This window comes from Limnohabitans radicicola, from assembly GCF_014837235.1.
Classification (GTDB): Bacteria; Pseudomonadota; Gammaproteobacteria; order Burkholderiales; family Burkholderiaceae_C; genus Limnohabitans_A; species Limnohabitans_A radicicola.
Genome location: NZ_JACYFT010000001.1, coordinates 1,545,081 through 1,569,591, shown reverse-complemented (window position 1 = coordinate 1,569,591; position 24,511 = coordinate 1,545,081). Strand labels below are relative to the sequence as shown.

Genomic DNA, 24,511 nt, shown 5'->3' with positions numbered 1-24,511 from the left:
TGAATCGATATGAGCAAGCAAACCCATGCCTTTCAGGCCGAAGTCGCACAACTGCTGCACCTGGTCACCCACTCGCTGTATTCCAACAAGGAAATCTTCCTGCGCGAGCTGATCTCCAACGCCTCGGACGCCTGCGACAAGCTGCGCTTTGAAGCCCTCAACAACAACGCCCTGTACGAAGACGCGCCCGAGTTGCAGGTGCGGCTGACCTTTGACCAGACGGCCAAGACGCTGACCATCAGCGACAACGGCATCGGCATGACAGCGCAAGAAGCCATCGACCACCTGGGGACGATTGCCAAGAGCGGCACCAAAGACTTCATGAGCAAGCTCAGCGGCGACCAGAAAGCCGACGCACAGCTAATCGGCCAGTTCGGTGTGGGCTTTTATTCGGGCTTCATCGTGGCCGACAAGATCACCGTCGAAAGCCGTCGCGCAGGGGCCAAACCCGAAGACGGCGTGCGCTGGATCAGCGGCGGCACGGGAGACTTTGAAGTCGAAGCCATCACCCGCGCCGAGCGGGGCACCAGCGTGATCCTGCACCTGCGCGAAGACGCACTGCAATACGCCAACACCTGGAAGCTCAAGGAAATCGTCGGCAAATACTCCGACCACATCAGCCTGCCCATCCTGATGGAAAAGGAAGAGTGGAAAGATGGCGAGCTGATCGACCCGAACGATGAAAACGGTGGGCGCAAACCCGGCGGCATGGTCAAGACCGGCGAATGGGACACCATCAACCAGGCCAGCGCCCTGTGGACCCGCCCCAAGAAAGACGTCACCGACGAGCAATACGCCGACTTCTACAAACAGATCAGCCGCGACTTTGAAGCGCCGCTGACCTGGACACACAACCGCGTGGAGGGCAGCACCGAATACACGCAACTGCTGTACATCCCGAGCAAGGCACCGCACGACCTGTGGAACCGCGACAAGAAGGCGGGCATCAAGCTGTACGTCAAACGCGTGTTCATCATGGACGATGCCGAGGCGCTGATGCCCAGCTACCTGCGCTTTGTCAAAGGTGTGGTGGACTCGGCCGACCTGCCCCTGAACGTGAGCCGCGAGCTGCTGCAGGAAAGCCGCGACGTCAAGGCCATCCGCGAAGGCTGCACGAAACGCGTGCTGTCGATGCTGGAAGACCTGGCCAAGCACGACAAGGCCCCTGATAGCACGGACGGTGTGACGGATGTCCTGAGTGAAGAAGACAAAGCCAAACTCGGCCAATACACCCAGTTCTACGCCGAGTTCGGTGCAGTGCTGAAAGAAGGCCTGGGTGAAGACTTCGGCAACAAGGACCGCCTGACCAAGCTGCTGCGCTTCGCGTCGACCACCAGCGACACCGTCAGTGTGAGCCTGGCCGACTACAAGACCCGCATGAAGGAAGGCCAGGACGCGATTTACTACATCACCGCCGACACCCTGGCGGCCGCCAAGAACAGCCCGCAACTCGAGGTCTTCAAGAAAAAAGGCATCGAAGTGCTGCTGATGACCGACCGCGTGGACGAATGGGCGCTGAACTTTGTGCACGAGTTCGACGGCACGCCGCTGCAAAGCGTGGCCAAGGGTGCGTTTGACCTGGGCAAGCTGCAGGACGAAGAAGAAAAGAAAGCGGCCGAAACCGCCGCCGAAAGCTTCAAGCCCGTGCTGGCCAAGCTGAAAGAAGCGCTGAAAGACAAAGCCGAAGACGTGCGCGTGACCAGCCGCCTGGTGGACAGCCCCGCTTGCCTGGTGGTGACCGATGGCGGCATGAGCATGCAACTGGCCCGCATGCTCAAGCAGGCCGGGCAACAAGCCCCTGAAGTCAAGCCCGTGCTGGAGGTCAACCCCGAGCACGCGCTGGTCAAGAAGCTCGACGGCTCGGTGCACTTCCATGACCTGGCCCACATCCTGTTTGACCAGGCCCTGCTGGCCGAAGGCGGCTTGCCCGAAGACCCGGCGGCTTATGTGAAGCGGGTGAATGCGCTGCTGAGCTGATCCGCGCGCACCTCCAACAAAAGGGGCCGCACCTTTGGGTGCCGCCCCTTTTGCTTTGCTGCTTTGAAAGTCAGGCTTTCAAAGCGTCCTTGTAGACCGAATTCACAGGCTGGGCCATCACCTTGCGCAACATCGGCTCAAAGCTTTCGATGGGCAGGGTGTCGTAATGGGCATCAAACGCCGGGTCGTCGTAGAGCGCGATGAACTCTTCGGTGCGGGCGTAGTGGGGATGGCCTTTAAACATGTCACGCATGTTGCGGTCCATGCCGATGTGGTGGAAGAAGTTGTAGCCCTGAAAAATCCCGTGGTTCTGCACCATCCAAAGATTGGCTTCAGACACGAAGGGCTTGAGGATGGCGGCGGCGATGTCCGGATGGTTGAAGCTGCCGAGCGTGTCACCGATGTCGTGCAGCAAGGCGCACACCACGTATTCGTCGTCACGCCCATCGCGCAGGGCCCGGGTGGCGGTCTGCAGGCAGTGGGTGTAGCGGTCCACCGGAAAGCCGCCGTAGTCACCGTCCAGCAGCTTCAAATGCGCCATCACCCGATCGGGCAGCGTCTTGGTGAACTGCATGAACTCGCCTGCGATCAGCTGCCAGTCCTGCTGGGTGCTGTCCTGCATGCGGGTAAATTGGGCACGGTCGTTCATGGGGGCTCCTGCATTTGAGACGCCCAGCGTACAGGTTGATCCATGCACAAACTGTCAAGCACAAGACACTCTGGCACAGGGCGCCATCCAAGGCTCAGACCACCAGAGCCGACTCCTGCATCGCGTCGATCTGGTCTTGCAGCATGAGCACCTGACCGCGCCAATAGTCGGGTGTGCCAAACCACGGAAAGTTGATTGGGAAGATCGGGTCCTCCCAGCGCCGCGCCAACCAGGCGCTGTAGTGGATCAAACGCAAGGTGCGCAGTGGCTCGATCAGGCGCAGCTCTGCACGGTCAAAATCGCGCACCTGCTCGTAGCCGTCGAGCAGCGCCGACAGCTGCTGCGTGCGCTGCCCCCGGTCGCCCGACAGCAGCATCCACAGGTCCTGCACGGCCGGGCCCATGCGGGCGTCGTCCAGGTCCACAAAGTGCGGGCCTCCGCCAGGCAACTCGGCGGGTGTCCACAAAATGTTGCCCGGGTGGCAGTCGCCATGCAAGCGCAAAATGCGACGCTCAGAAGCGTCATCTGCAAACGCCTGCTCGATCAGGCCCAGTGCCTGCTGATAGACGGTGTACCACTCGCGTTCGACCTCCAGCGGAATCATCTGGTGCGTCTGCAGCCACTCGGCGGGCTCTTTGGCAAAGGTCTGTACATCCAGCGCTGGACGGTGCGTGAAAGCTTGCGCAGACCCCACGGTGTGGATGCGGGCCAAAAAACGGCCGATCCATTCGAGCACCTCGAAGTCATCCAGCTCGGGTGCTCGCCCGCCACGCAAGGGGCTGAGCGAAAAATCAAAGCCATCGGCATGGTGCAGGGTGCGCCCCTGTATCTGCAATGGCGCCACCACAGGCACCTCACCCGCCACCAGCTCAGCGGCAAAGTCGTGTTCTTCCTGAATCTGCTCGCGACTCCAACGTCCCGGGCGATAGAACTTGACCACCACCGCGCTGTGCCCTTGCTCGGGCTCGTCCAGGTGCACGCGGTACACACGGTTTTCGTAAGAGCTCAGCGCCAGCAGCCGACCATCGGGCCACAAACCCAGTCCTGACAAGGCATCCATCACCTTGTCGGGGGTGAGTTCAGCATAAGGGTGGCGCGCAGAGGGATCTTGGGTCATGCACCGATTGTGGCGCAGCCAGGCGCATCACCTGCCCAACAGCTCAAAAGGCAGGCTTTGCTTGACCAGGATCACCGTGCAAGGCGCTTCCATCGCCACCTTGATCGGCACCGTGGCCACCAAGCGCTGCATCTGCAGGCCATGCGTGGCCGCCCCCATGATGATCATGCTGACCGCGTTGCCTCCGGCGTACTTGACGATGGCATCGGCCACATCGCCTGCTTCGAGCACATGAAAAGACGTCTGGTGGTCCGCCAGGTCGAGTGGCTGCGCCCACTGCTGCAAACGCGTGAGGTGCCAGCGGTGCACGGTCGTCTCACTTAGCGCGTTGTCGGTGGCGTTGGTGTCGCCGGGCGAGATGACGGTGACGCACGCCAACCGCGCCCCGGGGCGGATGCCCAGCGAACGCGCCACCGCTTCGCGCAGGGAGTACAGCGTGGCATCGCTCACGTCCTTATAGGGCACTGCCACCATGACGATGGGCACCTGCTCGATTTGCTGCGAAGGCAGCGGACTGGGCTGGTACTGCATGCCTGCCGCACGCAACCAGCGCTTGAAGTGAACCCAAAAACCAGTGCCTTCGGTGCGGCGGCCCCGGTCGGTGACGCGAACGTCGTCGGGGTGCGTCAGGTCAAACGCCAAATGCGCCGCCGACGGGTAACGCTGCGCGGCCACAGGCTCCAGGCATCGCAGGATGACCTCCTGCAGCCACTCGGGCAGATCGGGACGGCGCTGGCGCGGCGGCACCGGGTCCATCCACAAGCGCTGTCGCATGCCTGCGGCCGTGGCAGGTTCGCCAAACGGCGTCTCGCCCGTGGCCAGCTGGTACAGCATCACGCCGATGGCAAACACATCACTGCGCGGGTCGCCACGCACCCCCACCACCTGTTCGGGCGCGATCCAGATCGGTGAGCCCACCGCCTTGCGCAGGGCTTCGGCCAGCAGGTCGGGGTAGTGGGCGTGGCACGACAAACCGAAGTCCAGCAGCAGTGCCGAGCCATCGGGTCGGATCAGCACGTTGGCAGGCTTGAGGTCCAGGTGACACACGTTTTGCCGATGCAGGCTGTGCGCGGCCTTGGCGACCGCTGCGCCCAGACGCGCCATCTCCTGCGGGCTCAAAGGCTCAGGCCTGTCAAGCCAATGGTCCAGGGTCTGGCCCTGCACGTACTCCATCACCAGGTACGGGGTGCGCGACAGGTCACCCGCCGCCACAAAGCGCGGCACATGCGGGCCCGTCAGCGCAGGCATGATCTGGTGCTCGACCTCGAAGCTCACGATGTTCTCAGCCCCGTCACCCGCCGTCATGCGCGGGATTTTCATCGCCATCGGGAACTCGGCCTCGCGGCGTGTGCCATCGGCACCCGGTGCGTATCGCACCTTGTAGATGTGCGCCATGCCGCCTGCGTGCAGGCATTCCTCGATTTCAAAGCCGTCGATCAGCGCGCCAGGGTCCAGCAGTTTCAACGTCCAGTCTCCAAGCGTTGGGCAAAAAACTCAGGCAAACCCGCCTGCCGGATGGCTGCCGCCGCCGCTGCGTGGTCATAGGCCACCCGGTGAAAAGTCAAGCGCCCGGCGGCCAGGTCGTACACGGCGTACATGGCCCGTGGATCGCCGTCGCGCGGCTGCCCGACCGAGCCCACGGTGGCCACGCAAGCCCGCAGGCGCGGCACAGGCACACCCACACCCACGGTGGGTTTAAAGGGCATCAGGTCGCGGCCAGCGCCCTGGTAATACAAAGTCTGGTGGTGCACATGGCCCACCAGGATGTGGTTTTGAACCACCCCTGCCACCGTGCCCCGGCTGCGGGCCGCATCCAGGCAAACCGAGGCTGCACGCTCGCTGTCCACATAGCGCCAGGTCTCAGGCTTGTCGGCGCTGGCGTGCACCAGCAAGAGGTGCTCCAGCGATGCGGTCAATGGCAAGTCGGCCAGAAATCGGCGGTGGTCAGCCCCCAGCTGGCGGTGGGTCCAGTCGGCGGTGCTTGAACCCATCGACACCTCGCCTTGTGGGGGCGTGACCGCCATGGCGTCGTGGTTGCCCTGGATCACCAGCGCCCCTTGCGCCTGCAAAGCCATCACCTGCTCCATCACCCAGACCGGGTCGGCACCATAGCCCACCAGATCACCCAGAAAGGCATGGCAGTCCACGCCCTGCGTCCGGGCGTGGGCCAGACAGGCGCTGAGCGCTTGCCGATTGGCGTGCAGGTCTGACAGCAGGGCCAGCCTCATGAAGTCTCCTGGGGGTCTTGTGATGGGCACATCATCCACGATGTGTCTGAGCCCAAGCTTGCACTGCCCAGGCGGTCCCGGTCTTGATGCGCATCAAGACACAGCAGGATCACGCTGAGCTCGTCATCTTTTGAGGATCACTGGCCGGTGAAGCGGGCCGGACGCTTTTCGACAAAGGAGCGCACGCCTTCGGCAGCGTCTTCGCTGTTGGACAGCGTTTTCTGAACGGCAATGAAGTCGTGCATGGCCACCAGGGGACCTTGCTCCACACCCTTGAGCACGTTCTGGCGTGTGGCCACCACGGCCAGCGGTGCTTGCGCGGCAATCATCTCGGCAATGCGCATGGCCTCGGCCAACAAACCTGCTGCGGGCACCACCTTTTGCACAAAGTGCAGGCGCAAGGCTTCTGCACTGTCAAACACGTCGGCCGTCAGCAAATGCAAAAGCGCGTTGCCCATGCCCGCGCGCTCGGCCATGCGCAGCGTGGCACCGCCCGTGGCCATGATGCCGCGCTGCACCTCCAGCTGCGAGAACCGGCAGTCGTCGGCCGCGACCACGATGTCGGCGGCCAGCATGAGCTCAATGCCCAGCGTGTAGGTGATGCCCTGCACCGCCACCACCATGGGTTTGGTGCGTCGCCGGTAGCCTTCCATGCCCAGGTTGAGCGGGTCCACCAGACCCAAGGGCACGGCTTTTTCGCCGCGCTTCATGAGCGGTGCGATGGTGGGCAAGTCCAGCCCGGCCGTGAAATGGTCACCCGCTGCGCACAGCACACCCACGCGCAGGGCGGGGTCGTCGTCAAGCCGGGTGTAGGCCTCGCCCAGCTCGCGGTACATCTTGGGCGTGAAGCCGTTGCGCTTGGCCGGGCGGTTGATGCAAATCTGCAGGACTGCACCTTGCACGGTGCAGTCGATCTGGCCTTCGGGGTGGTGCGTGGTATTCATGCATGGCATGGTAGGCCGTCAACCGCCCACACCACATTCACCGACGCGACAGTTCAGTACTTGTAAACGCCCTGCCCGGTCTTGCGGCCCAAGCGGCCTGCGGCGACCATTTCTTTGAGCAAGGGGCTAGGGCGGTATTTGCTGTCGCCGAACTCCTTGAGGTAGACCTCCATCACGGCCAGGCACACGTCCAGCCCGATCATGTCGGCCAGCGCCAGCGGGCCAATCGGCTGGTTGCAGCCGAGCTTCATGCCCGCGTCAATGGCTTCGGCTTCGGCCAGACCTTCGCCCAGCACGAAGAAGGCTTCGTTAATCATGGGCACCAGGATGCGGTTGACCACAAAGCCGGGGGCGTTCTTGACGGTGATGGGCGTCTTGCCCAGCGCCAGCGCCAGCTCGTGCACCGCGTCGTGGGTGGCGTCGCTGGTCTGCAGACCACGGATGATTTCGACCAGCGCCATCATCGGCACGGGGTTGAAGAAGTGCATGCCGATGAAACGGTCAGCACGCTGCGTGGCGGCGGCCAGTTGCGTGATCGAGATCGACGAGGTATTGGACGCGATCAGCACGTTGGGAGCCAGCATGCCGTCGAGCTGCTTGAGGATCTTGACCTTGAGTTCATGGTTTTCGGTGGCGGCTTCGATGACCAGCTGGGCCCCCTGAAGGTCGTCATAGCTGGAGCTGCCCTTGATGCGGCCCAGCGCAGCGGCCTTGTCGGCTTCGCTGATCTTTTCCTTCTTGACCAGGCGGTCCAGGCTGCCCGCCACGGTGGCCACACCCTTGGCCACGGCCGCGTCCGAGATGTCGACCATCACCACTTGGATGCCCGAAACAGCGCACGCCTGTGCGATGCCATTGCCCATGGTGCCTGCGCCAATGATGCCTACGGTCTGGATGCTCATGTTCGTTCCTTCAAAACGGGATAAAGATCGGAATAAGGGGATTCAACAGCCATCTTAACGGGGCCGAAAAACGCCATCCTGACACCGCGCCCGCAGGCCGCCAGGCATGCGATGATTCAACCCGGATTCGAGCACCATGAACATCCTTTTCGTCCACCAGAATTTTCCCGGCCAGTTCAAGCATCTGGCCCCCGCCCTGGCGCGGCACGGCCACCGTGTGGTGGCGCTGCACATCAACGCCTGCCCAAGCCTGCCCGGCGTGCAGCTGGCGCGCTACCAGCCCCAGGGCCGCCCTGGGCAAGGCACCCACCGTTGGGTGAGCGACCTCGAAATCAAGACCATCCGGGCCGAAGCGGCCTACCGCGCCGCCCGTCAGCTCCAGCAGGACGGCTTCACACCCGACGTGATCGTGGCCCACCCCGCCTGGGGTGAGAGCCTGTTTTTGTCGCAGGTCTGGCCCACGGCGCGCATCGGCATCTATTGCGAGTTTTTCTACCAGGCCCAGGGGGCCGACGTGGGCTTTGACCCCGAGTTCCCCGGCGCAGACCCCGATGTGGGTTGCCGCCTGCAAATGAAAAACGCCAACTACGAGCTGCACTTTCCACGTGCGCAGGCGGGCATCGCGCCCACGCACTGGCAGGCCTCAACCTTTCCTGAACCCTTTGCCTCGCGCATCACGGTCATCCACGACGGCATCCGCACCGATCTGGTCTGCCCTGACCCCAAGGCGCACATCCGCTTGCAAACCGCGAATGGCGTGCTGCAACTGGACCAGGACGACGAAGTCATCACCTTCGTCAACCGCAACCTGGAGCCCTACCGGGGTTACCACCAGTTCATGCGGGCACTGCCTGCGCTGCAAAAAGCGCGGCCCAAGGCCCGCGTGGTCATCATCGGTGGCAACGAGGTCAGCTACGGCGCCGCGCCGCCCGCAGGCCCGAGCGGCCAAGCCCAAACCTGGCGCGAGATATTCCTGAACGAAGTCAAGGGCGAGCTGGACCTGTCACGCGTGCACTTTGTCGGCAAGGTGCCCTATGCCGACTACCTGCGCGTGCTGCAGGTGTCCACCGTGCATGTGTATCTGACCTACCCCTTTGTGCTCAGCTGGAGCCTGCTCGAAGCCATGAGCGCAGGCTGCGCCATCGTGGCCAGCGACACCGCCCCGGTACGCGAAGCCATCCGCCACGGCGAGACGGGGCAACTGGTCGACTTTTTTGACCCGGCAGCGCTGGTGCAACAGGTGCTTGCGCTGTGCGAAAACCCGGCAGAGCGCGCGCGGCTGGGGGCTGCTGCGCGAGCGTTTGCGGTGGAGCACTACGATCTGGAAACGCGTTGTTTGCCGAGGCAAATCGGATGGGTGCAAGGGTTGGCAGAGGGTTAACGCCCGCGAAATTTTGTCGACAGCGTTGACAAAAAGAAACCCCACACTGTCGATGCAGTGCCATGCATCGCGGATGAGTTCGCCATCCAAATTATCCCATATCGTCGGTGTTTATTGAAAACTACCGACATTATGAAATAATGCTTGGCATGATCATGCCCACCTCAGACTCCACCAGCAAAGCGCTGCTGCGCCCCAGCGACGCGCTAGCGCATGGTCGTTCGCGCCAATATCTGGCGCAACTCGCCCGAAAAGGTTTGCTCCAAAAAGTGGCACGCGGCTTGTACGCGCTGCCACAACGCCAAGCCACTGAATTTGCGAGCTTGGCCGAAATCGCCAGCAAATACCCGCAGGTTCAGGTGTGCCTGCTGTCCGCCCTGGCCTTTCACGGACTGACCACACAGGCGCCTTTTGAAATCTGGATCGCCGTGGGAAACAAAGCCCGCGCGCCCCAACCCGACTACCCGCCGGTACGCACTGTCCGATTCAGTGGTGCAGCCCTGACCGAAGGCGTTGAGGTTCACCACATTGAAGGCATCCCAGTCCGTGTCACGAGCGTGGCCAAAACCATTGCCGACTGTTTCAAGTACCGCAACAAGATTGGTTTGGATGTGGCACTGGAAGCGCTGAAAGAAGCGTGGCACGCCAAGCGGGTCACGATGGACGAGCTATGGCACTTTGGGCAAATCTGCCGCGTGCACAACGTGATGCGTCCCTATCTGGAAGGGCTGAGCGCATGAACAACACGGCAGCATCGGTCAGGGCTCGGCTGCTCAACAAGGCCAAGGCCGACAAGCTGGATTTTTCGCTGGTGCTCACGCGCTACGGTCTGGAGCGGCTGCTCTACCGGCTGAGCACCTCCCCCAGCAAAGATCAGTTTCTGCTCAAGGGCGCGCTGCTTTTTGATGTGTGGTTCGATGTGCCCCACCGCCCCACCCGCGACATCGACTTGCTGGGCTTTGGCCTTGCTGAAGAACCCTTGGTGCACCAAACCTTTCAGGAAATTTGCGGCATCACATGCGATGACGGGGTGGTGTTTGATGCCAACAGCATCCGCGTGGCCGAAATACGCAAGGAGGCCAACTACTCGGGCTTGCGGGTCACACTGATTGGCCATCTGGATGGCGCACGCTGCCCGGTGCAAATCGACATTGGCTACGGCGATGCGGTCACGCCTGCGCCAGAGTTGGAAGACTACCCGGTGATGCTCGAAGGGTTGCCCGCACCACGCATCAGGACCTACCCGCGTTACACCGTGGTGGCCGAAAAGTTCGAGGCCATCGTGTCACTGGGCATGGCCAACACCCGGCTCAAGGACTACTTCGACTTGTGGGTCATGCTCAGCACCCAGGACTTTGACTCAGCGCTGCTGAAAGCCGCCGTTGCAGCAACATTTCAGCGTCGTCAAACGACCTTGCCAGCATCAGCCCCGGTGGGTTTGTCTTCTGCCTTTGGTGAAGACGCACAAAAGATCAAGCAATGGCGATCCTTCATTCAAAAAAACCAGCTTCAAGCGCCTGAGTTGAGCAGGGTCGTTGCACTACTGCAAAGCAAGCTGGTGAATTGAAACAAGCCAACGCGCAATCCGCAGCGGGAACGAATCAATCTCATGGACCTTTATCTTCAGTAACTGCCAGCGCTGTCAAACTTGAGGACAGTGCCTTCCGCATCAACTCCTGAACCGCTTCCTCGTCAAGGCCAGCGCCACCCAGAACGACGCCACAGAGAAGACCACCAGCACCAGCCCATGGCGCAGGGCGTGTTCGGGCCAGCGGTCCATGAAGAGCGGGCGCACCAGCTCCACCGCAGCCGACAGCGGCAGCCAATCGGCGATCGCGCGCACGATGGGCGGCAGCTGGTCACGCGGAAAGAAGATGCCCGAGAGAAACATCATGGGCGTGAGGAACAGGGTGAAGTAATAGGTGAAGAAGTCGTAGCCTTTGGCCAGCGCGTTGAAGATCAGCGCCATGCAGCTGAAGGTGATGCCCACACCCAGCAGCACGGGCCACGCCACCAAAAGCTTCCAGCTGTGGCTGATGCCCAGAGCCAGCATCACGCCCAGGATGGCGGTGACGGTGAACAGCGACTTGAAGGCGGCCCAGAGCATTTCAGCGAGCACTACGTCATCGAGGCGCACCGGGGCGTTCATGATGCCGTCCCAGGTTTTTTGCACGTGCATGCGCGAAAACGCCGAGTACAGCGCCTCAAAGGTCGCCGCGTTCATGGCGCTCATGCAGATGCTGCCACTGGCCAAGAAGAGGATGTAAGGCACCTTTTCGCCGCCCAGCTCGATCTGACCGACCAACGAGCCCAGGCCGTAACCAAAGGCTACCAGCCACATCAGCGGTTCGGCGATGTTGCCCACCAGGCTGGGGATGGCGAGTTTTTTCCAGACCAGCCAGTTGCGCTGAAACACAGGCCACCAGCGCATGGACAGGCGCGGCGCGGCCCAAAGATTGTTTTGAATTTGGCTCATGGATCAGCCCTCCTCGCGGATCTGGCGTCCGGTCAATTTCAAGAACAGGTCTTCCAGGTTGGAAGGGCGGTGCAGCGTGCGCAGCGCGGGCCAAGCCTGCAAAGCGTTCAACAAGGAACGGCTGTCGTGTGTGTAGAAAAACACGGTTTCGCCACTGACTTCAACGCGCTGCGCCAGCGCCTTGAGGCTGGCTTCTTGCGCCAGCGCCACAGCACCTTGGCCAAATACCTCCACCACTTCGGGCTCCAGGTGTTGGGCAATCAAATCTCGCGGTGTGCCTTCGGCGATCTTGCGGCCTTGGTCCAGCACCAACAGGCGTGAGCACAAACGCTCGGCCTCGTCCATGAAGTGGGTGGTGAGCAAGATGGACTTGCCTTCTTGTAATAGCACTTGCAGGCGCTCCCACATCAGGTGCCGCGCTTGCGGGTCCAGGCCCGTGGTGGGCTCGTCCAGCATCAAGAGGCGCGGCTCATTGATCAGTGCGCGGGCCAGGCTCAAGCGCCGCTTCATGCCGCCCGACAGCTCGCCCGGTTTGGCCTTGGCCTTGTGGCTGAGGGCCGCGAACTCCAGCAGCTTCGGAATGCGCTCACGGATGGTGGCGTCTGGCAGGCCAAAGTAGCGGCCAAAGACCAAGAGGTTTTCTTCAGCAGTGAAGTCGGGGTCCAGCGTGTCCATCTGCGCCACCACGCCCAGCCGCGCCTTGATGGCCAGGGCGTCTTGCGGCATCTGTTGACCGCCAAAGTAGGCGATGCTGCCGCTGCCCGGCTCAGACAAGCCCAGGCACATGCGCAGCGTGGTGGTTTTGCCCGCACCATTGGGGCCGATGACGCCCAGGCATTCGCCCGGGTTGATATGGAAAGACAGGTCATTGACCACCGTGGTCTGGCCGTAGCGCTTGACCAGGTGATCGACCGAAAGCAAAGGGGTGTTCATGCCAGGATTGTGCCTGTGTGAGCATCGGCTTTCAGCCCGTGGATGACAACCTCTTCAGAGTTTCCGGCCCAATCGCTTTTCAACCTGCGCTTTCTCCCATTGGGCCCCGAGAGGACTCCATCGTTCAAATACACGCAGGGCATGCAACAAAACCCCAATGCCCCAACCCAGAGCAGGCCAAACCACCCAGAGGTACTGAGGGCGAGTGAGCAGGTTGATGACAAGCAAGGCCAACATGATGATGAGGTACTGCGCCAGATGGATATAGAAACCCTTGAGCTTGCGCACATGCCGTAATGCCAGGATTTCTTCGGCGCTCTCATTTTCAGGTGGGTGGGGCAAGGGGGTGATTTCGGTGGCGGACATGGCAGGCTCCTTCAGGTCAGTGAACGGAATTTCAAAAACCGCTGCCAGGGATTTGAGAGACTCTGGACTGGCCGGCTGGCCCTGCTCGATGCGCTGGATGGTGCGCACGCTCAGACCACTCAGGTCAGCCAGTTGCTGCTGGGACCAGCCTTTTTGCAGGCGCAATTTCTGAATCAACATCTTTTTCCTCCTGGACAACTGGATTTGCATTTTGTTGCCGCCCCACCGTCCACGCCACGTCAGGGCCACGACACGGACACGACAGCTGCCTGACAAACATGCGCTATCTGCTGGCGCACCGGGGCTGACACGGTACCACCGATAAAATCAGGGCATTGTCCTGAACCGCTTTGGCGGCCCCCTCATGTCCAGCTCCTTTTCTGACCGCCTGGCGGTTTTGCCGCAGTACTTGATCCCCAAACAAGCCCTGACCGCGTTCGCGGGCTGGGTGGCGGGCAGCCAGTGGGGTGGCGTGACCACCGGCATCATTGACCGTTTTGTGCGTCGCTACAACGTGAACATGAGCGAAGCCGCCAACCCGGACACGGCCAGCTACAAGAGCTTCAACGAGTTCTTCACCCGCCCTTTGCGCGGCGATGCGCGCCCCCTGGCGACAGCGACTTTCGTCAGCCCGGTGGACGGCGCCATCAGCCAGTGCGGTCCGATCGCAGGTGATCAGGTGTTTCAGGCCAAGGGGCACAGTTACAGCACCCAGGCGCTGGTGGGCGGCGACGCCGCACTGGCTGCGCAGTTCCAGGACGGCGAATTTGCCACGCTGTACCTCAGCCCACGCGACTACCACCGTATCCACATGCCTTGCGCGGGACGGCTGACGCGCATGATTTACGTGCCGGGCGACCTGTTTTCAGTGAACCCGACCACGGCACGCGGCGTGCCGGGTTTGTTTGCCCGCAACGAGCGGGTGGTCTGTGTGTTTGAAGGCGCGCACGGCCCATTTGTGATGGTGCTGGTGGGCGCCACCATTGTGGGCAGCATGGCCACCGTGTGGCACGGGGTGGTCAACCCACCGCGTCCGGGTACGGTGCGCGAGTGGGCCTACGAGATGGGCAACATCGCCCTGGCCCAAGGCGAAGAGATGGGCCGCTTTTTGCTCGGCTCCACCGTGGTGATGCTGTTCCCCAAAGGGGTGATGCAGTTCAACAAGGACTGGACACCCACCCGCCCCATCGTGATGGGCGAGGCGATGGGTTCGTTGCGTTGATTGGGCTCTGACCCCGATCAAATTTCGATCTTGGAGCCCAGCTCGACCACCGCGTTGGTGGGCAGGTTCAGAAACTCGGCCGCAGCGCTGGCATTGTGGTGCATTTGGGCAAAGAGTTTTTCACGCCACTGGGCCATGCCCCCGCCAATGGTGGGGATCACGATGTCGCGTGACAGGAAGTAGCTGGTCAGCATGGGGTCCAGCTTGTAGCCGTCGCCCTCGATGGTGGCCAAGGCCGAGGGCAGATCGGGGTTGTCCTTGAAGCCGTAGTTGACGATGACTTGCCAGCAGTCATGCCCCAGCGAGGTCACGTCCAGGCGCTTGTCGGCATCCATGCGCGGCACTTCGTGGCTGCGCACAGTGACAAACAGATTGCGCTCATGCAGCACCTTGTTGTGCTTGAGGTTGTGCAGCAGCGCGTTGGGCACCGCACCTGTCTCGGCCGTCAAGAACACCGCAGTGCCTTCGACGCGCGTGGGGGGGGCGATGAAGACGGCTTCCAAAAAGTCCGTCAGTCGCAGCGCATCGGAGCGCAACGATTCATTGAGCAGGCGTCGGCCATCGTGCCAGGTCAGCATGAGCGTGAACACGGCTGCGCCAATTAGCAAGGGGAACCAGCCGCCGTCAAACAGCTTGAGCAGGTTGGACGCCCAGAAAGCCAGATCGACCACGAAGAAAAAGCCGGTCGCGCCTATGCACAGCAGCAGCGGCATCTTCCAGGCGTATCGGATCACGAAGAAGGTGAGCACCGTGGTGATCAGCATGTCGGTGCACACGGCAATGCCATAAGCTGCAGCCAGGTTGCTGGATGACTTGAACATGACCACCGCCATCACGATGGCGGCAAACAGGCCCCAGTTCACAAAAGGCATGTAGATTTGGCCCGTGTCGGTCTCGCTGGTGTGCAGCACCTGCAGGCGCGGCAGGTAGCCCAGCTGGATGACCTGCTTGGTCACGCTGAAGGCGCCCGAAATCAGTGCCTGCGAAGCAATCACCGTGGCCATGGTGGCCAGGCCCACCAGGGGCAACAGGGCCCAGTCCGGAGCCATCATGAAGAAGGGGTTCTCCTTGGCCTCAGGATGTGCGAGCAGCAATGCGCCCTGGCCAAAGTAGTTGAGCGTCAGGCTGGGCATGACCACGCTGAACCAGGCCAGACGGATGGGCTTTTTGCCAAAGTGGCCCATGTCGGCATAAAGCGCTTCGCCGCCCGTGACGCAGAGCACCACCGCGCCCAGGATGATGAAGGTGATGCCCGGCTGGTCCCAGATGAAGCCCAGCGCATAGTGCGGGCTGATGGCCAGCAAAATTTCTGGGCGTTCGACGATGTGCGAGACACCCAGCACAGCAATGGCGGCAAACCAGATCAAGGTAATGGGGCCAAAAAATTGGCCAATGCCTGCCGTGCCACGCTTTTGCACCCAGAACAGCAGGAACAGGATCACCAGCGTGAGCGGGATGACCGATTTCTTGAAATTGGGGGAAATGACTTCCAGGCCTTCCACGGCCGACAAGACCGAGATCGCCGGGGTGATGACGCCATCGCCGTAAAACAGGCACGTCCCGAAAATACCGACCGCCAGCAGCAATTTGCGCAATTCCGGTTTGTCCTTCACCGCCTGGGACGCCAACGCCAGCATGGCCACCAGGCCGCCCTCACCGTGGTTGTCGGCCCGCAGCACCAGCAACACGTACTTGAGCGAGACGATGGTCGTCAGGGTCCAGAAGAAGATGGAAAGGATGCCGTAGACGTTTTCTGGCGTGAAGGGGACGTGACCCGAGCCGAAAACCTCTTTCATCGCGTACAGCACACTGGTGCCGATATCGCCGTAAACCACGCCAATGGCCCCCAGGGTCAGGGCGGCGAGTGAGGATTTTGTAGAAGACACACTAAAAAGCCCGGACCAGGCCGGGCCATCAAAAGACAAGTCTCAAATTGTGCGCTTGTCAGGCATCGCTGTCACCGATTGCCCTGAAAAATGTTGCAGCGCAACAACTGAACCTGAAAGACTTAATCGTAGACCTCGGCCTCGGGGTCGGTCGCTTCCAGCTCGTAACTGGCGGCCAACATGGCCAGGCGGCCCACCACGCCGTACATGTAAAAGCGGTTGGGCACGCTCGCACCGGGCTTGATGCCAGGCTGAGGTAAGTGCGCACTCTCTGCAAAAGCCAATGGCACAAAGCTCGCGCCCGGGGCGTTGAGGTTTTCGTCCACACCGCGCTCGGCGTGGACGCGGTAGAAGCCGCCGACCACATAGCGGTCCATCATGTAGACCACGGGCTCGGCCACGGCGTCATTCATGCGCTCGTTGGTCAGCACGCCCTCCTGGATGATCACGTCGTTGACGGTCTGGCCGTCCTTGATGACGCTCATCTTGTTGCGGGTCTTGCGGTTGAGCTGGTCCAGGTCGGCCACATCGCGCACGGTCATGATGCCCATGCCATACGTCCCGTTGTCGGCCTTGACGACCACAAACGGCTTTTCGTTGATGCCGTATTCCTTGTACTTGCGCCGGATCTTGGTCAGCAGCGCGTCCACGTTGCTGCGCAGGCACTCGATGCCCGTGCCTTCGGCGAAATTCACATCGCCGCACTGGTTGAACATGGGGTTGATCAACCAGGGGTCGATGCCCAGCAACTTGCCAAAGCGCTTGGCCACCTCTTCGTAGCTTTGGAAGTGGCGCGTCTTGCGGCGCACGCTCCAGCCCGCGTGCAGGGGTGGCAACAAAAACTGCTCGTGCAGCTCTTCCAGAATGCCCGGCGCGCCCGCAGACAGGTCGTTGTTGAGCAGGATGGTGCAGGGGTCGAAATCCTTGAGGCCCAGGCGGCGCTTGGTGCGCACCACGGGTTCGAGCCGGATGGTCTCGCCATTGGGCAGCAGGATGTCGGTGCTTTCCTTGATCTCGGGGTTGATCGAGCCGATGCGCACGTTCAGGCCCGCCATGTGGAAGATGCGCTGCAGCTGCAGCACGTTGGTCAGGTAGAAGGTGTTGCGCGTGTGGTTCTCGGGAATGATCAGCAGGTTCTTGGCCTCGGGGCAGATCTTCTCGATGGCCGCCTGCGCCGCCTGCACCGCCAGGGGCAACATTTCGTGGGTCAGGTTGTTCCAGCCGCCTGGGTAGAGGTTGGTGTCCACCGGGGCGAGCTTGAAGCCCGCATTGCGGATGTCGACCGAGCTGTAGAACGGCGGGGTGTGCTCCATCCATTCCAGACGGAACCAGCGCTCGATGGCGGGCATCGAATCGAGAATGCGCTGCTCCAGCTCATTGATGGGGCCGTTCAGAGCGGTGACGAGATGCGGGACCATGGGCGACCTTCAGAACAAAAACAAAGGGATCATATGGGGGCGGTTTGGCGCAAGGCAAGCGCCAACCGGACAGGAGACCGCCGCTCAGTGGCGAATTTCACCTTCGCCCAGCACCACGTACTTGAGCGAGGTCAGGCCTTCGATGCCCACCGGACCCCGGGCGTGGAACTTGTCGGTGCTGATGCCGATCTCGGCCCCCAAACCATATTCAAAGCCATCGGCAAAACGCGTGCTGGCATTGACCATGACGCTGGACGAGTCCACCTCGCGCAAAAAGCGCTGGGCGTGCATGTGGTCGCGGGTCAAGATGGCTTCGGTGTGGTGGCTGCTGTAGTGGTTGATGTGGGCAATCGCCTCGTCCACCCCTTCGACCACCTTGACGCTGATGATGGGTGCCAGGTATTCCTCGGACCAGTCCTGCTCGGTGGCGTCTTTCAAATGGGCCCCGGCGACTTGGCTGAGGATGGCCTTGGCCTTCGGGCAGCAACGCATCTCGACGCCTTTGGCGGCATAGATGGCGCCGATCTTGGGCAGGAACTCAGCCGCCACGCCCTTTGCCACCAACAGGCTTTCGCTGGCATTGCAAGGGCTGTACTTTTGCGTCTTGGCGTTGTCGGCCACGCGGACCGCCATGTCGATGTCGCAGGGCTCGTCCACATAGGTGTGGCAGTTGCCGTCCAGGTGTTTGATGACGGGCACCTTGGCTTCGGCGCTGATGCGCTCGATCAAGCCCTTACCGCCGCGCGGGATGATGACGTCCACAAACTCGGGCATGGCGATCAGCTGGCCCACGGCCGCACGGTCGGTGGTCTGCACCAGCTGCACCGCGTTGACGGGCAGGCCGCTCTCGGTCAGGGCCTGCTGCACCAGCAGCGCCAGCGCCTTGTTGGACTCGATGGCTTCCGAACCGCCGCGCAGGATGCAGGCGTTGCCGCTCTTGATCGACAGGCTGGCCGCCTCGATGGTCACGTTCGGGCGGCTCTCGAAAATCATGCCAAACACGCCAATCGGCACCCGCATCTGGCCCACACGGATGCCGCTGGGCATCTGCTTCATGCCCAGGATCTCGCCAATCACATCGGGCATGGCCGCCAACTGCTCGCAGCCTTGGGCGCAGGTCTCCAGCACCTTGGGGGTCAGGCGCAAGCGGTCGACCATGGGTTCGGCCAAGCCATTGGCCTGGGCACGGGCCAGGTCTTTGGCGTTGTCGACTTGCAAGGCGTCGGTGTTCTCGCGCAAAAGTGCAGCCAAGCGGCGCAGAGCGTTGTTCTTGACAGCGGCAGAGGCCTTGGCCATCAGGGCGGACGCCTGTTTGGCTTGCAGGCCCAGGGCCTGCAGGGTCTCGGTGGTGTTGGAGGCGTTCATGCCCCGATTTTCGCAGATGCCCGGGGTGGGCGTTCAGCGCGCCATGCACATGCGCGAAAAACGCAGCGCCAGGCGTTGCAGCGCCTGCCAGCCATCGGTGGGCCATTCGGGCACTTTGAGGCCTTTGACGATGCCGTCCACCTGGTGCGCCGACTGCAGCAGGTTGTTGAGCCGCGCTTCGCTCAGGCAGGGCAGCACGCGCTCAAACAGGCGCTCACGCGGGCCCCAGATGCGTTGCTCTTTCAGGGCCATGGGCAAGGGTTTGCCTGCGGCCATGGCATCTTTCACACGCTTCAAGGCGCGGATGTCTTCGGCCAGCGTGTAGTGCACCAGCACGGCGGCCTCGCCCTCGGCCTGCAAACCATCGAGCATGCGCTGCACCCTGGCCACCTGGCCCGAGAGCACGGCCTCGGACAGCTTGAAGACGTCGTAACGGGCCACATTGAGCACCGCCGCCTCGATCTGGTCCCAGCCGAGCTCGCCCGGCGGGTACAGCAGGCCGAGCTTTTGCACCTCCTGGTGGGCCGCGAGCAAATTACCTTCGACCCGGTCGGCAAAGAACTGCAGCGTGCGCTGACCTTCTTCTCCCGCCACCACGCTCTGGCCTTGCTGCTGCAGGCGCTGGGCGATCCAGGTGGGCAGGGCCTGACGCTCGATGTTGTCGACCGGGATGGTCACGCCCATGTTGTCGAGCGCGCCAAACCAGGCCCCCTTGCGGGTCGCGGCGTCGAGCCTGGGCAGCATGAACAGGGTCAAGGTTGAATCGTTGCCCTGGGCCGATTCGGCCAATTGCTGGATGGCCGGGCTGCCCTCCTTGCCGGGTTTGCCCGAAGGGATGCGCACTTCAACGATTTGCTTGTCGGCAAACAGGCTCAGGGAGCCGCCTGCAGCCAGCACCTCGCTCCAGTCAAAATGCGCGCCCTGCACCGTGTGCACCGTGCGTTCGGTGTAGCCCTGGGCGCGGGCAGCTGCACGGATGGCATCGGCCGCCTCCTGCATCAACAGGGGTTCATCCCCGTGCAGGGTGTAGAGGCTGCGCAGGCCCTTTTGCAGGTGGGCGCCAAGCTGGGGAAGGGCCAGTTGCATGGTGCGTCAGGGTTGGGACGCTGCGGCCGCAGGAGCAGCCAGCGGCTTGCGCGGTTTGACGGCAGCCAATCGGCGCATGATCTGCTGCACGATGTCGAGCTGCATGTCACGGAACAACATGGCTTGCTCGATTTCCTTGGACAGGGCCGCCACTTCGGTGAAGCTCAGGTCGCGCTGCTGGTACATCTCGACCGGCTCGATGAGTTCATCGCCCGAGGGGGTACGCAGCCGGAAATTCACACGCAAGCGCAGCTGCATCTCGCGCACCTGGCCGGAGGCGTTCAGGCCCACCACCACGGGCTGGCGCACCTCGCTCAGGATGTCGAGGATCACATCGGCCTTGGACATCTGGGCAGGGTCGGTCAACAACTCGATCTTACCCGTGCCCAGCAGGTTGCGGCGCAACTCGGAGCCCAGCGGTGAGTTGAGCTGGAAGTTGGCGTACAGGCTTTTGAACGGGTAGTCGCCCGTCTGGCGCAGCTTGAAGCCGCAGCCCGTCAGGACCGCAGCCATCGCTCCCAGCGAGAACAGGCGACGACGCATCACGTCAGAGCACCACGTTGACCAAGCGACCGGGCACCACGATGACCTTCTTGGGCGCAGCGCCTTCGGCCTGCTTGACGAAAGCTTCACTGGCCAGTGCAGCCGCTTCGATCTGTGACTTGTCGGCACTGGCAGGCACCAGGATTGAGCCGCGCAGCTTGCCGTTGATCTGCAGCATGAGCTCGATCTCGTCGCGCTGCAACGCAGACTCGTCCACGCCGGCCCAGGCCACGTCGAGCAGGTCGCCGCAGCACGCGGCGTAGCCCAGTTCGTTCCAGAGCTGGTCGGTGATGTGCGGACAAGCCGGATACAGCACGCGCAGCAGGATCGAGAAACACTCGGCCAGCGCAGCGGCGTCCTCGGCGCTGTCAGCCAGCTGCACATCTTCGAGCGTGTTGAGCATCTTCATCACCGCCGAGACGACGGTGTTGTACTGCATGCGCTCGTAGTCGTAGTTGGCCTGCTTGAGCACGGTGTGGATGTCCAGGCGCAGCGCCTTGGCGGCCTTGCCGAAAGCCACATCCTGGCTGCGATCCACGGCAATGCCCTTCTTGAGCAGGGCTTCGTTCTTGGCCGCGAAGTTCCACACGCGGCGCAGGAAGCGGTAGCTGCCCTCCACGGCCGCATCGTTCCACTCCAGCGTGGCTTCGGGCGGCGCGGTGAACATGGTGTACAGGCGGGCCGTGTCGGCGCCGTATTTTTCAATCAGGTCCTGCGGGTCCACGCCGTTGTTCTTGGACTTGGACATGGTGCCCACGCCTTCGTAGTCGATGGCGGTGCCCACGGGTAAGCGGCCATCGCTGCTCTCGGCCTCGTTCTTGAGCTTGGCGCCCACCACTTTGCCTGTGTCGTCCAGCACATGCTCGACGTCGTGCGGCCAGAAGTAGTCTTTGCCACCCTTGGCGGTGCGGCGCGAATAGATGTGGTTGAGCACCATGCCCTGCGTCAGCAGCTTGCTGAAGGGCTCGTCCACCTTGACCAAACCCAGATCGCGCATGACCTTGGTCCAGAAACGCGCGTACAGCAGGTGCAGGATCGCATGCTCGATGCCGCCGATGTATTGGTCCATCGGCATCCAGTAATCCGCACCTTCGGCCACCATCTTGTCGGGGTTGGTCGGATCACAATAGCGCATGAAATACCAGGACGAATCCACAAAGGTGTCCATGGTGTCGGTCTCGCGGCGGGCAGGTTTGCCGCACACCGGGCAGGTCACGCCCGCGTGGAAACCTTCGTGCTTGTGCAGCGGGTTGCCCGAGCCGTCAGGAATGCAGTCCTGCGGCAGCACCACCGGCAGGTCTTTTTCCGGCACCGGCACCGCGCCGTGTTCGTCGCAATGGATGATCGGGATCGGCGTGCCCCAGTAGCGCTGGCGGCTGACCCCCCAGTCGCGCAGACGCCAGGTGGTTTTCTTCTCGCCCAGGCCTTTGGCAGCGAGCAGTTCGGCCACCCTGGTGACGGCGGCCTTCTGGTTCAAGCCATCGAGTTCGCCGGAGTTGACACATACACCGTCCTTGGTGGCGTACCACTCGGACCATGCGGTCGCATCGAAGACCTCAGAGGCCTTGGCGTTGCCTGCGTTGGGCAACGATGTTGAGCTTGCGTCTGAGGCGCCCGACGCAGGCGACGACAAGGCCGGAGCACGTGCACCGACAACCTGCTTGATCGGCAAAGCGTATTTCAAGGCAAACGCAAAATCGCGCTCGTCGTGCGCAGGCACGCCCATCACGGCGCCGTCGCCGTAGCTCATGAGCACATAGTTGCCCACCCACACTTCGACCTTCGCGCCCGTCAATGGGTGCGTGACGAACAAGCCCGTGGGCATGCCCTTTTTCTCTTGCGTGGCCAGCTCGGCTTCGGTGGTACCGCCGGTTTTGCATTCTTCGAGGAAGGCAGCCAAGGCCGGGTTGTTGGCCGCAGCATGCAGCGCCAGAGGGTGCTCTGCAGCCACCGCGCAAAACGTCACACCCATGATGGTGTCGGCGCGGGTGGTGAAGACATACATCTTACCGTCGCCAATGAGCTGACCAGCGGCATCCTTGATGTCGTGCGTGAATGCAAAGCGCACGCCCTCGGACTTGCCGATCCAGTTTTCCTGCATCAGGCGGACCTTGTCGGGCCAGCCGTCCAGCGTCGCCTTCTCGTTACCGATCTGAACATGGTCCAGCAGCTCTTGCGCGTACGAGGTGATGTTGAGGTAGTAGCCGGGGATTTCGCGCTTTTCAACGGGCGCGCCCGTGCGCCAGCCTTTGCCGTCGATCACCTGCTCGTTGGCGAGCACAGTCTGGTCCACCGGGTCCCAGTTGACGATCTGGGTCTTGCGGTAGGCGATGCCTTTTTCCAGCATCTTGAGGAACAGCCACTGGTTCCACTTGTAATACGTCGGATCGCAGGTGGCCACTTCACGCGACCAGTCGATGGCAAGACCCATCGCCTGCATCTGCTTTTTCATGTAGGCGATGTTTTCGTAGGTCCACTTGGCGGGCGGCACCTTGTTCTTGAGCGCCGCGTTTTCGGCGGGCAGGCCAAAGGCGTCCCAGCCCATGGGCATGAGCACGTTGTAGCCGCGCATGCGCAACTGGCGCGTGAGCATGTCGTTGATGGTGTAGTTGCGCACGTGGCCCATATGCAGCTTGCCGCTGGGGTAGGGCAGCATGGAGCAGGCGTAAAACTTCTTTTTGCTGATGTCTTCGGTGACGCGGTAGGCGTCGCGGGCCGTCCAGCGGGCTTGTGCGGCGGCTTCGACGTCGAGGTGGGTGTACTTGTCTTGCATGATGGGCCCAATTGTAGAGGGGCAGGAGGGGCTGAATCGGCTTATTGATGGGTCTCGGGGAGCGCTGAGGGTGTGCGGCTCGGGCGCCTCAGACGCAGGCTCAACATCGTTGCCCAAGCCGCCCACCCTCAGCGCTTGCAGCACTTGCAAGCCGTATTCAACGGGAGGGGGTGGATCGCGGGGCTTCTGCAACGAAGCCGATGCGAGAGAGCCCAGCCTGCTGGGCCAAACCCATGACCTCAACCACGCGGCCATAGGTGATGGCCTGGTCAGCGCGCAGCTGCACTTCGGTCTCGGGGTTGCGTTGGGCGGTTTCTTGCAGGCGGGTGCGCAGTTCGTCGGAGGTCACCGGCTGGTCATTGAAGAACAGCGCGCCTTGGGCATTGACCACGAGCGTGACCGACTGCGGGGCCTGGCCGGACTGGGTGGCCTCTCCCTGGGGCAGGTCCAGGCGGATGGCGCTGGTCAGCAGCGGCGCGGTGAGGATGAAGATCACCAGCAGCACCAGCATCACGTCCACCATGGGAGTGACGTTGATGTCGCTCATGGGCGCAGGGTTTTTGGAAGACTCCAGGCGACCGAACGACATGGCTCAGCTTCGTTCTTCGGTCAGCAGGCCCCGCACGTCGTGGGCAAAGCCTTCGAGTTCGGCCTCGATCTGACCGATGCGTCGTCCCAGCAGGTTGTAGCCGAGCACAGCCGGAATGGCCACCGCCAGGCCCACGGCGGTCATGACCAGAGCTTCGCCAACAGGTCCGGCCACTTTGTCAATGGTCAGCTGCCCGGCTTCGGCCATGCCAGTCAGGGCGTTGAAGATGCCCAGCACGGTGCCCAAGAGGCCAATGAAAGGTGAGGTGGAGCCCGCCGTGGCCAGCAGCAGCTGGCCCCACTGCAAGCGCCGCACGACGGCATTCAGAGCATCGCGCAAGACGCGGGTGAGTTGCTGATGGCGGTCCGCAGCGCTGGCGAGTGTGCCGCCCACGGGCAAGAGCGTGGCGTCGAGCAAGGGCGCCACGCAGGCGTCGCGGTCAAACTGGCCCACCCGTTGGCGGGCCACATCAAAAGCCGGGGCCTGCCAGAACGCGGCGATGCTGCGGCGCACATCGAGACTGGCGCGTGAGAGCAGGCGCCACTTCCAGACCATCACCACCCAACTGGCCACCGACAAAGCCAGCAGCAGCGCGGCCAAAGTCAAGGTGACGGCATCGCTGTGGGTGAGGAAGTCGTTCAGGTTCATGGCCAGCG

22 protein-coding genes are annotated in these 24,511 nt (G+C 62.3%); 5 read left to right on the top strand and 17 right to left on the bottom strand.

The annotated features are described in order from the left end of the window. Window positions 1-9: 9 nt before the first annotated feature. Window positions 10-1,977, top strand: coding sequence for a molecular chaperone HtpG (htpG, locus tag IC609_RS07735; RefSeq protein ID WP_191818820.1), 1,968 nt, complete (start codon window positions 10-12; stop codon window positions 1,975-1,977). A 70-nt stretch (window positions 1,978-2,047) separates the two neighbouring features. Here htpG and IC609_RS07730 read toward each other — a convergent pair whose 3' ends face one another. The 6 genes from IC609_RS07730 to IC609_RS07705 form a co-directional block, all read right to left on the bottom strand. Beyond that, the gene (locus IC609_RS07730) at window positions 2,048-2,626 is read right to left on the bottom strand and encodes an HD domain-containing protein (protein WP_191818819.1); all 579 of its coding nucleotides are present in this window, start codon (window positions 2,624-2,626) and stop codon (window positions 2,048-2,050) included. 94 nt (window positions 2,627-2,720) lie between these two features. Continuing rightward, complete coding sequence (locus IC609_RS07725) at window positions 2,721-3,743, bottom strand: serine/threonine protein kinase (protein WP_191818818.1); 1,023 nt, start codon at window positions 3,741-3,743, stop codon at window positions 2,721-2,723. A 27-nt stretch (window positions 3,744-3,770) separates the two neighbouring features. Then, window positions 3,771-5,207 carry a bifunctional serine/threonine-protein kinase/universal stress protein gene (locus IC609_RS07720; protein WP_191818817.1) on the bottom strand — a complete coding sequence of 479 codons (1,437 nt, stop codon included), beginning with the start codon at window positions 5,205-5,207 and terminating at the stop codon, window positions 3,771-3,773. Beyond that, window positions 5,204-5,971, bottom strand: a complete 768-nt coding sequence (locus IC609_RS07715) for a metallophosphoesterase family protein (RefSeq protein WP_191818816.1) — start codon at window positions 5,969-5,971, stop codon at window positions 5,204-5,206. Before IC609_RS07715 ends, IC609_RS07720 begins: the two co-directional genes overlap by 4 nt. A 137-nt stretch (window positions 5,972-6,108) precedes the next feature. After that, window positions 6,109-6,915, bottom strand: coding sequence for a crotonase/enoyl-CoA hydratase family protein (locus IC609_RS07710; protein ID WP_191818815.1), 807 nt, complete (start codon window positions 6,913-6,915; stop codon window positions 6,109-6,111). A gap of 53 nt (window positions 6,916-6,968) precedes the next feature. After that, window positions 6,969-7,817, bottom strand: coding sequence for a 3-hydroxybutyryl-CoA dehydrogenase (locus IC609_RS07705; RefSeq protein ID WP_191818814.1), 849 nt, complete (start codon window positions 7,815-7,817; stop codon window positions 6,969-6,971). A gap of 136 nt (window positions 7,818-7,953) precedes the next feature. Between IC609_RS07705 and IC609_RS07700 the strand changes: the two genes are divergently transcribed. From IC609_RS07700 to IC609_RS07690, 3 genes are all read left to right on the top strand, one after another. Beyond that, a complete protein-coding gene (locus IC609_RS07700) occupies window positions 7,954-9,198 on the top strand; it encodes a glycosyltransferase family 4 protein (protein WP_191818813.1) in 1,245 nt (414 codons plus the stop codon). Window positions 9,199-9,353: 155 nt separating this feature from the next. Beyond that, a complete protein-coding gene (locus IC609_RS07695) occupies window positions 9,354-9,938 on the top strand; it encodes a type IV toxin-antitoxin system AbiEi family antitoxin domain-containing protein (protein ID WP_408611013.1) in 585 nt (194 codons plus the stop codon). Next, window positions 9,935-10,765, top strand: coding sequence for a nucleotidyl transferase AbiEii/AbiGii toxin family protein (locus IC609_RS07690; protein WP_191818811.1), 831 nt, complete (start codon window positions 9,935-9,937; stop codon window positions 10,763-10,765). Before IC609_RS07695 ends, IC609_RS07690 begins: the two co-directional genes overlap by 4 nt. 102 nt (window positions 10,766-10,867) lie before the next feature. On the opposite strand, the gene IC609_RS07685 is transcribed toward IC609_RS07690, so the two are convergent. From IC609_RS07685 to IC609_RS07675, 3 genes are read right to left on the bottom strand one after another with little or no spacing between them, the layout of a single operon-like run. Beyond that, the gene (locus IC609_RS07685) at window positions 10,868-11,674 is read right to left on the bottom strand and encodes an ABC transporter permease (RefSeq protein ID WP_191818810.1); all 807 of its coding nucleotides are present in this window, start codon (window positions 11,672-11,674) and stop codon (window positions 10,868-10,870) included. 3 nt (window positions 11,675-11,677) lie between these two features. Beyond that, the gene (locus IC609_RS07680) at window positions 11,678-12,607 is read right to left on the bottom strand and encodes an ATP-binding cassette domain-containing protein (protein WP_191818809.1); all 930 of its coding nucleotides are present in this window, start codon (window positions 12,605-12,607) and stop codon (window positions 11,678-11,680) included. A gap of 54 nt (window positions 12,608-12,661) precedes the next feature. After that, window positions 12,662-13,153: a 2TM domain-containing protein gene (locus IC609_RS07675; protein ID WP_191818808.1), complete on the bottom strand. Its 492-nt coding sequence runs from the start codon at window positions 13,151-13,153 to the stop codon at window positions 12,662-12,664. Between the two features lie 184 nt (window positions 13,154-13,337). On the opposite strand from IC609_RS07675, the gene asd reads away from it, so the two are divergent. Then, a complete protein-coding gene (gene asd, locus IC609_RS07670; RefSeq protein ID WP_191818807.1) occupies window positions 13,338-14,195 on the top strand; it encodes an archaetidylserine decarboxylase in 858 nt (285 codons plus the stop codon). Window positions 14,196-14,212: 17 nt separating this feature from the next. Here the strand turns inward: asd and IC609_RS07665 are convergent, their stop codons facing one another. From IC609_RS07665 to IC609_RS07630, 8 genes are all read right to left on the bottom strand, one after another. Then, window positions 14,213-16,081: a potassium transporter Kup gene (locus IC609_RS07665; protein WP_191818806.1), complete on the bottom strand. Its 1,869-nt coding sequence runs from the start codon at window positions 16,079-16,081 to the stop codon at window positions 14,213-14,215. Window positions 16,082-16,203: 122 nt separating this feature from the next. After that, window positions 16,204-17,499, bottom strand: a complete 1,296-nt coding sequence (gshA, locus tag IC609_RS07660) for a glutamate--cysteine ligase (RefSeq protein WP_191818805.1) — start codon at window positions 17,497-17,499, stop codon at window positions 16,204-16,206. An 84-nt stretch (window positions 17,500-17,583) separates the two neighbouring features. Beyond that, window positions 17,584-18,864: a glutamate-5-semialdehyde dehydrogenase gene (locus tag IC609_RS07655; protein WP_191818804.1), complete on the bottom strand. Its 1,281-nt coding sequence runs from the start codon at window positions 18,862-18,864 to the stop codon at window positions 17,584-17,586. Between the two features lie 33 nt (window positions 18,865-18,897). Continuing rightward, window positions 18,898-19,950: a DNA polymerase III subunit delta gene (gene holA, locus IC609_RS07650; protein ID WP_191818803.1), complete on the bottom strand. Its 1,053-nt coding sequence runs from the start codon at window positions 19,948-19,950 to the stop codon at window positions 18,898-18,900. Window positions 19,951-19,956: 6 nt separating this feature from the next. Beyond that, the gene (locus IC609_RS07645; protein ID WP_191818954.1) at window positions 19,957-20,493 is read right to left on the bottom strand and encodes an LPS-assembly lipoprotein LptE; all 537 of its coding nucleotides are present in this window, start codon (window positions 20,491-20,493) and stop codon (window positions 19,957-19,959) included. A 4-nt stretch (window positions 20,494-20,497) separates the two neighbouring features. Next, window positions 20,498-23,266 carry a leucine--tRNA ligase gene (leuS, locus tag IC609_RS07640; protein ID WP_191818802.1) on the bottom strand — a complete coding sequence of 923 codons (2,769 nt, stop codon included), beginning with the start codon at window positions 23,264-23,266 and terminating at the stop codon, window positions 20,498-20,500. Window positions 23,267-23,423: 157 nt separating this feature from the next. After that, window positions 23,424-23,855 (bottom strand): ExbD/TolR family protein, encoded by a 432-nt coding sequence (locus tag IC609_RS07635; RefSeq protein ID WP_191818801.1) that lies wholly within the window; start codon window positions 23,853-23,855, stop codon window positions 23,424-23,426. Window positions 23,856-23,858: 3 nt separating this feature from the next. Continuing rightward, the gene (locus IC609_RS07630; protein WP_191818800.1) at window positions 23,859-24,503 is read right to left on the bottom strand and encodes a MotA/TolQ/ExbB proton channel family protein; all 645 of its coding nucleotides are present in this window, start codon (window positions 24,501-24,503) and stop codon (window positions 23,859-23,861) included. Between the last annotated feature and the right edge of the window lie 8 nt (window positions 24,504-24,511).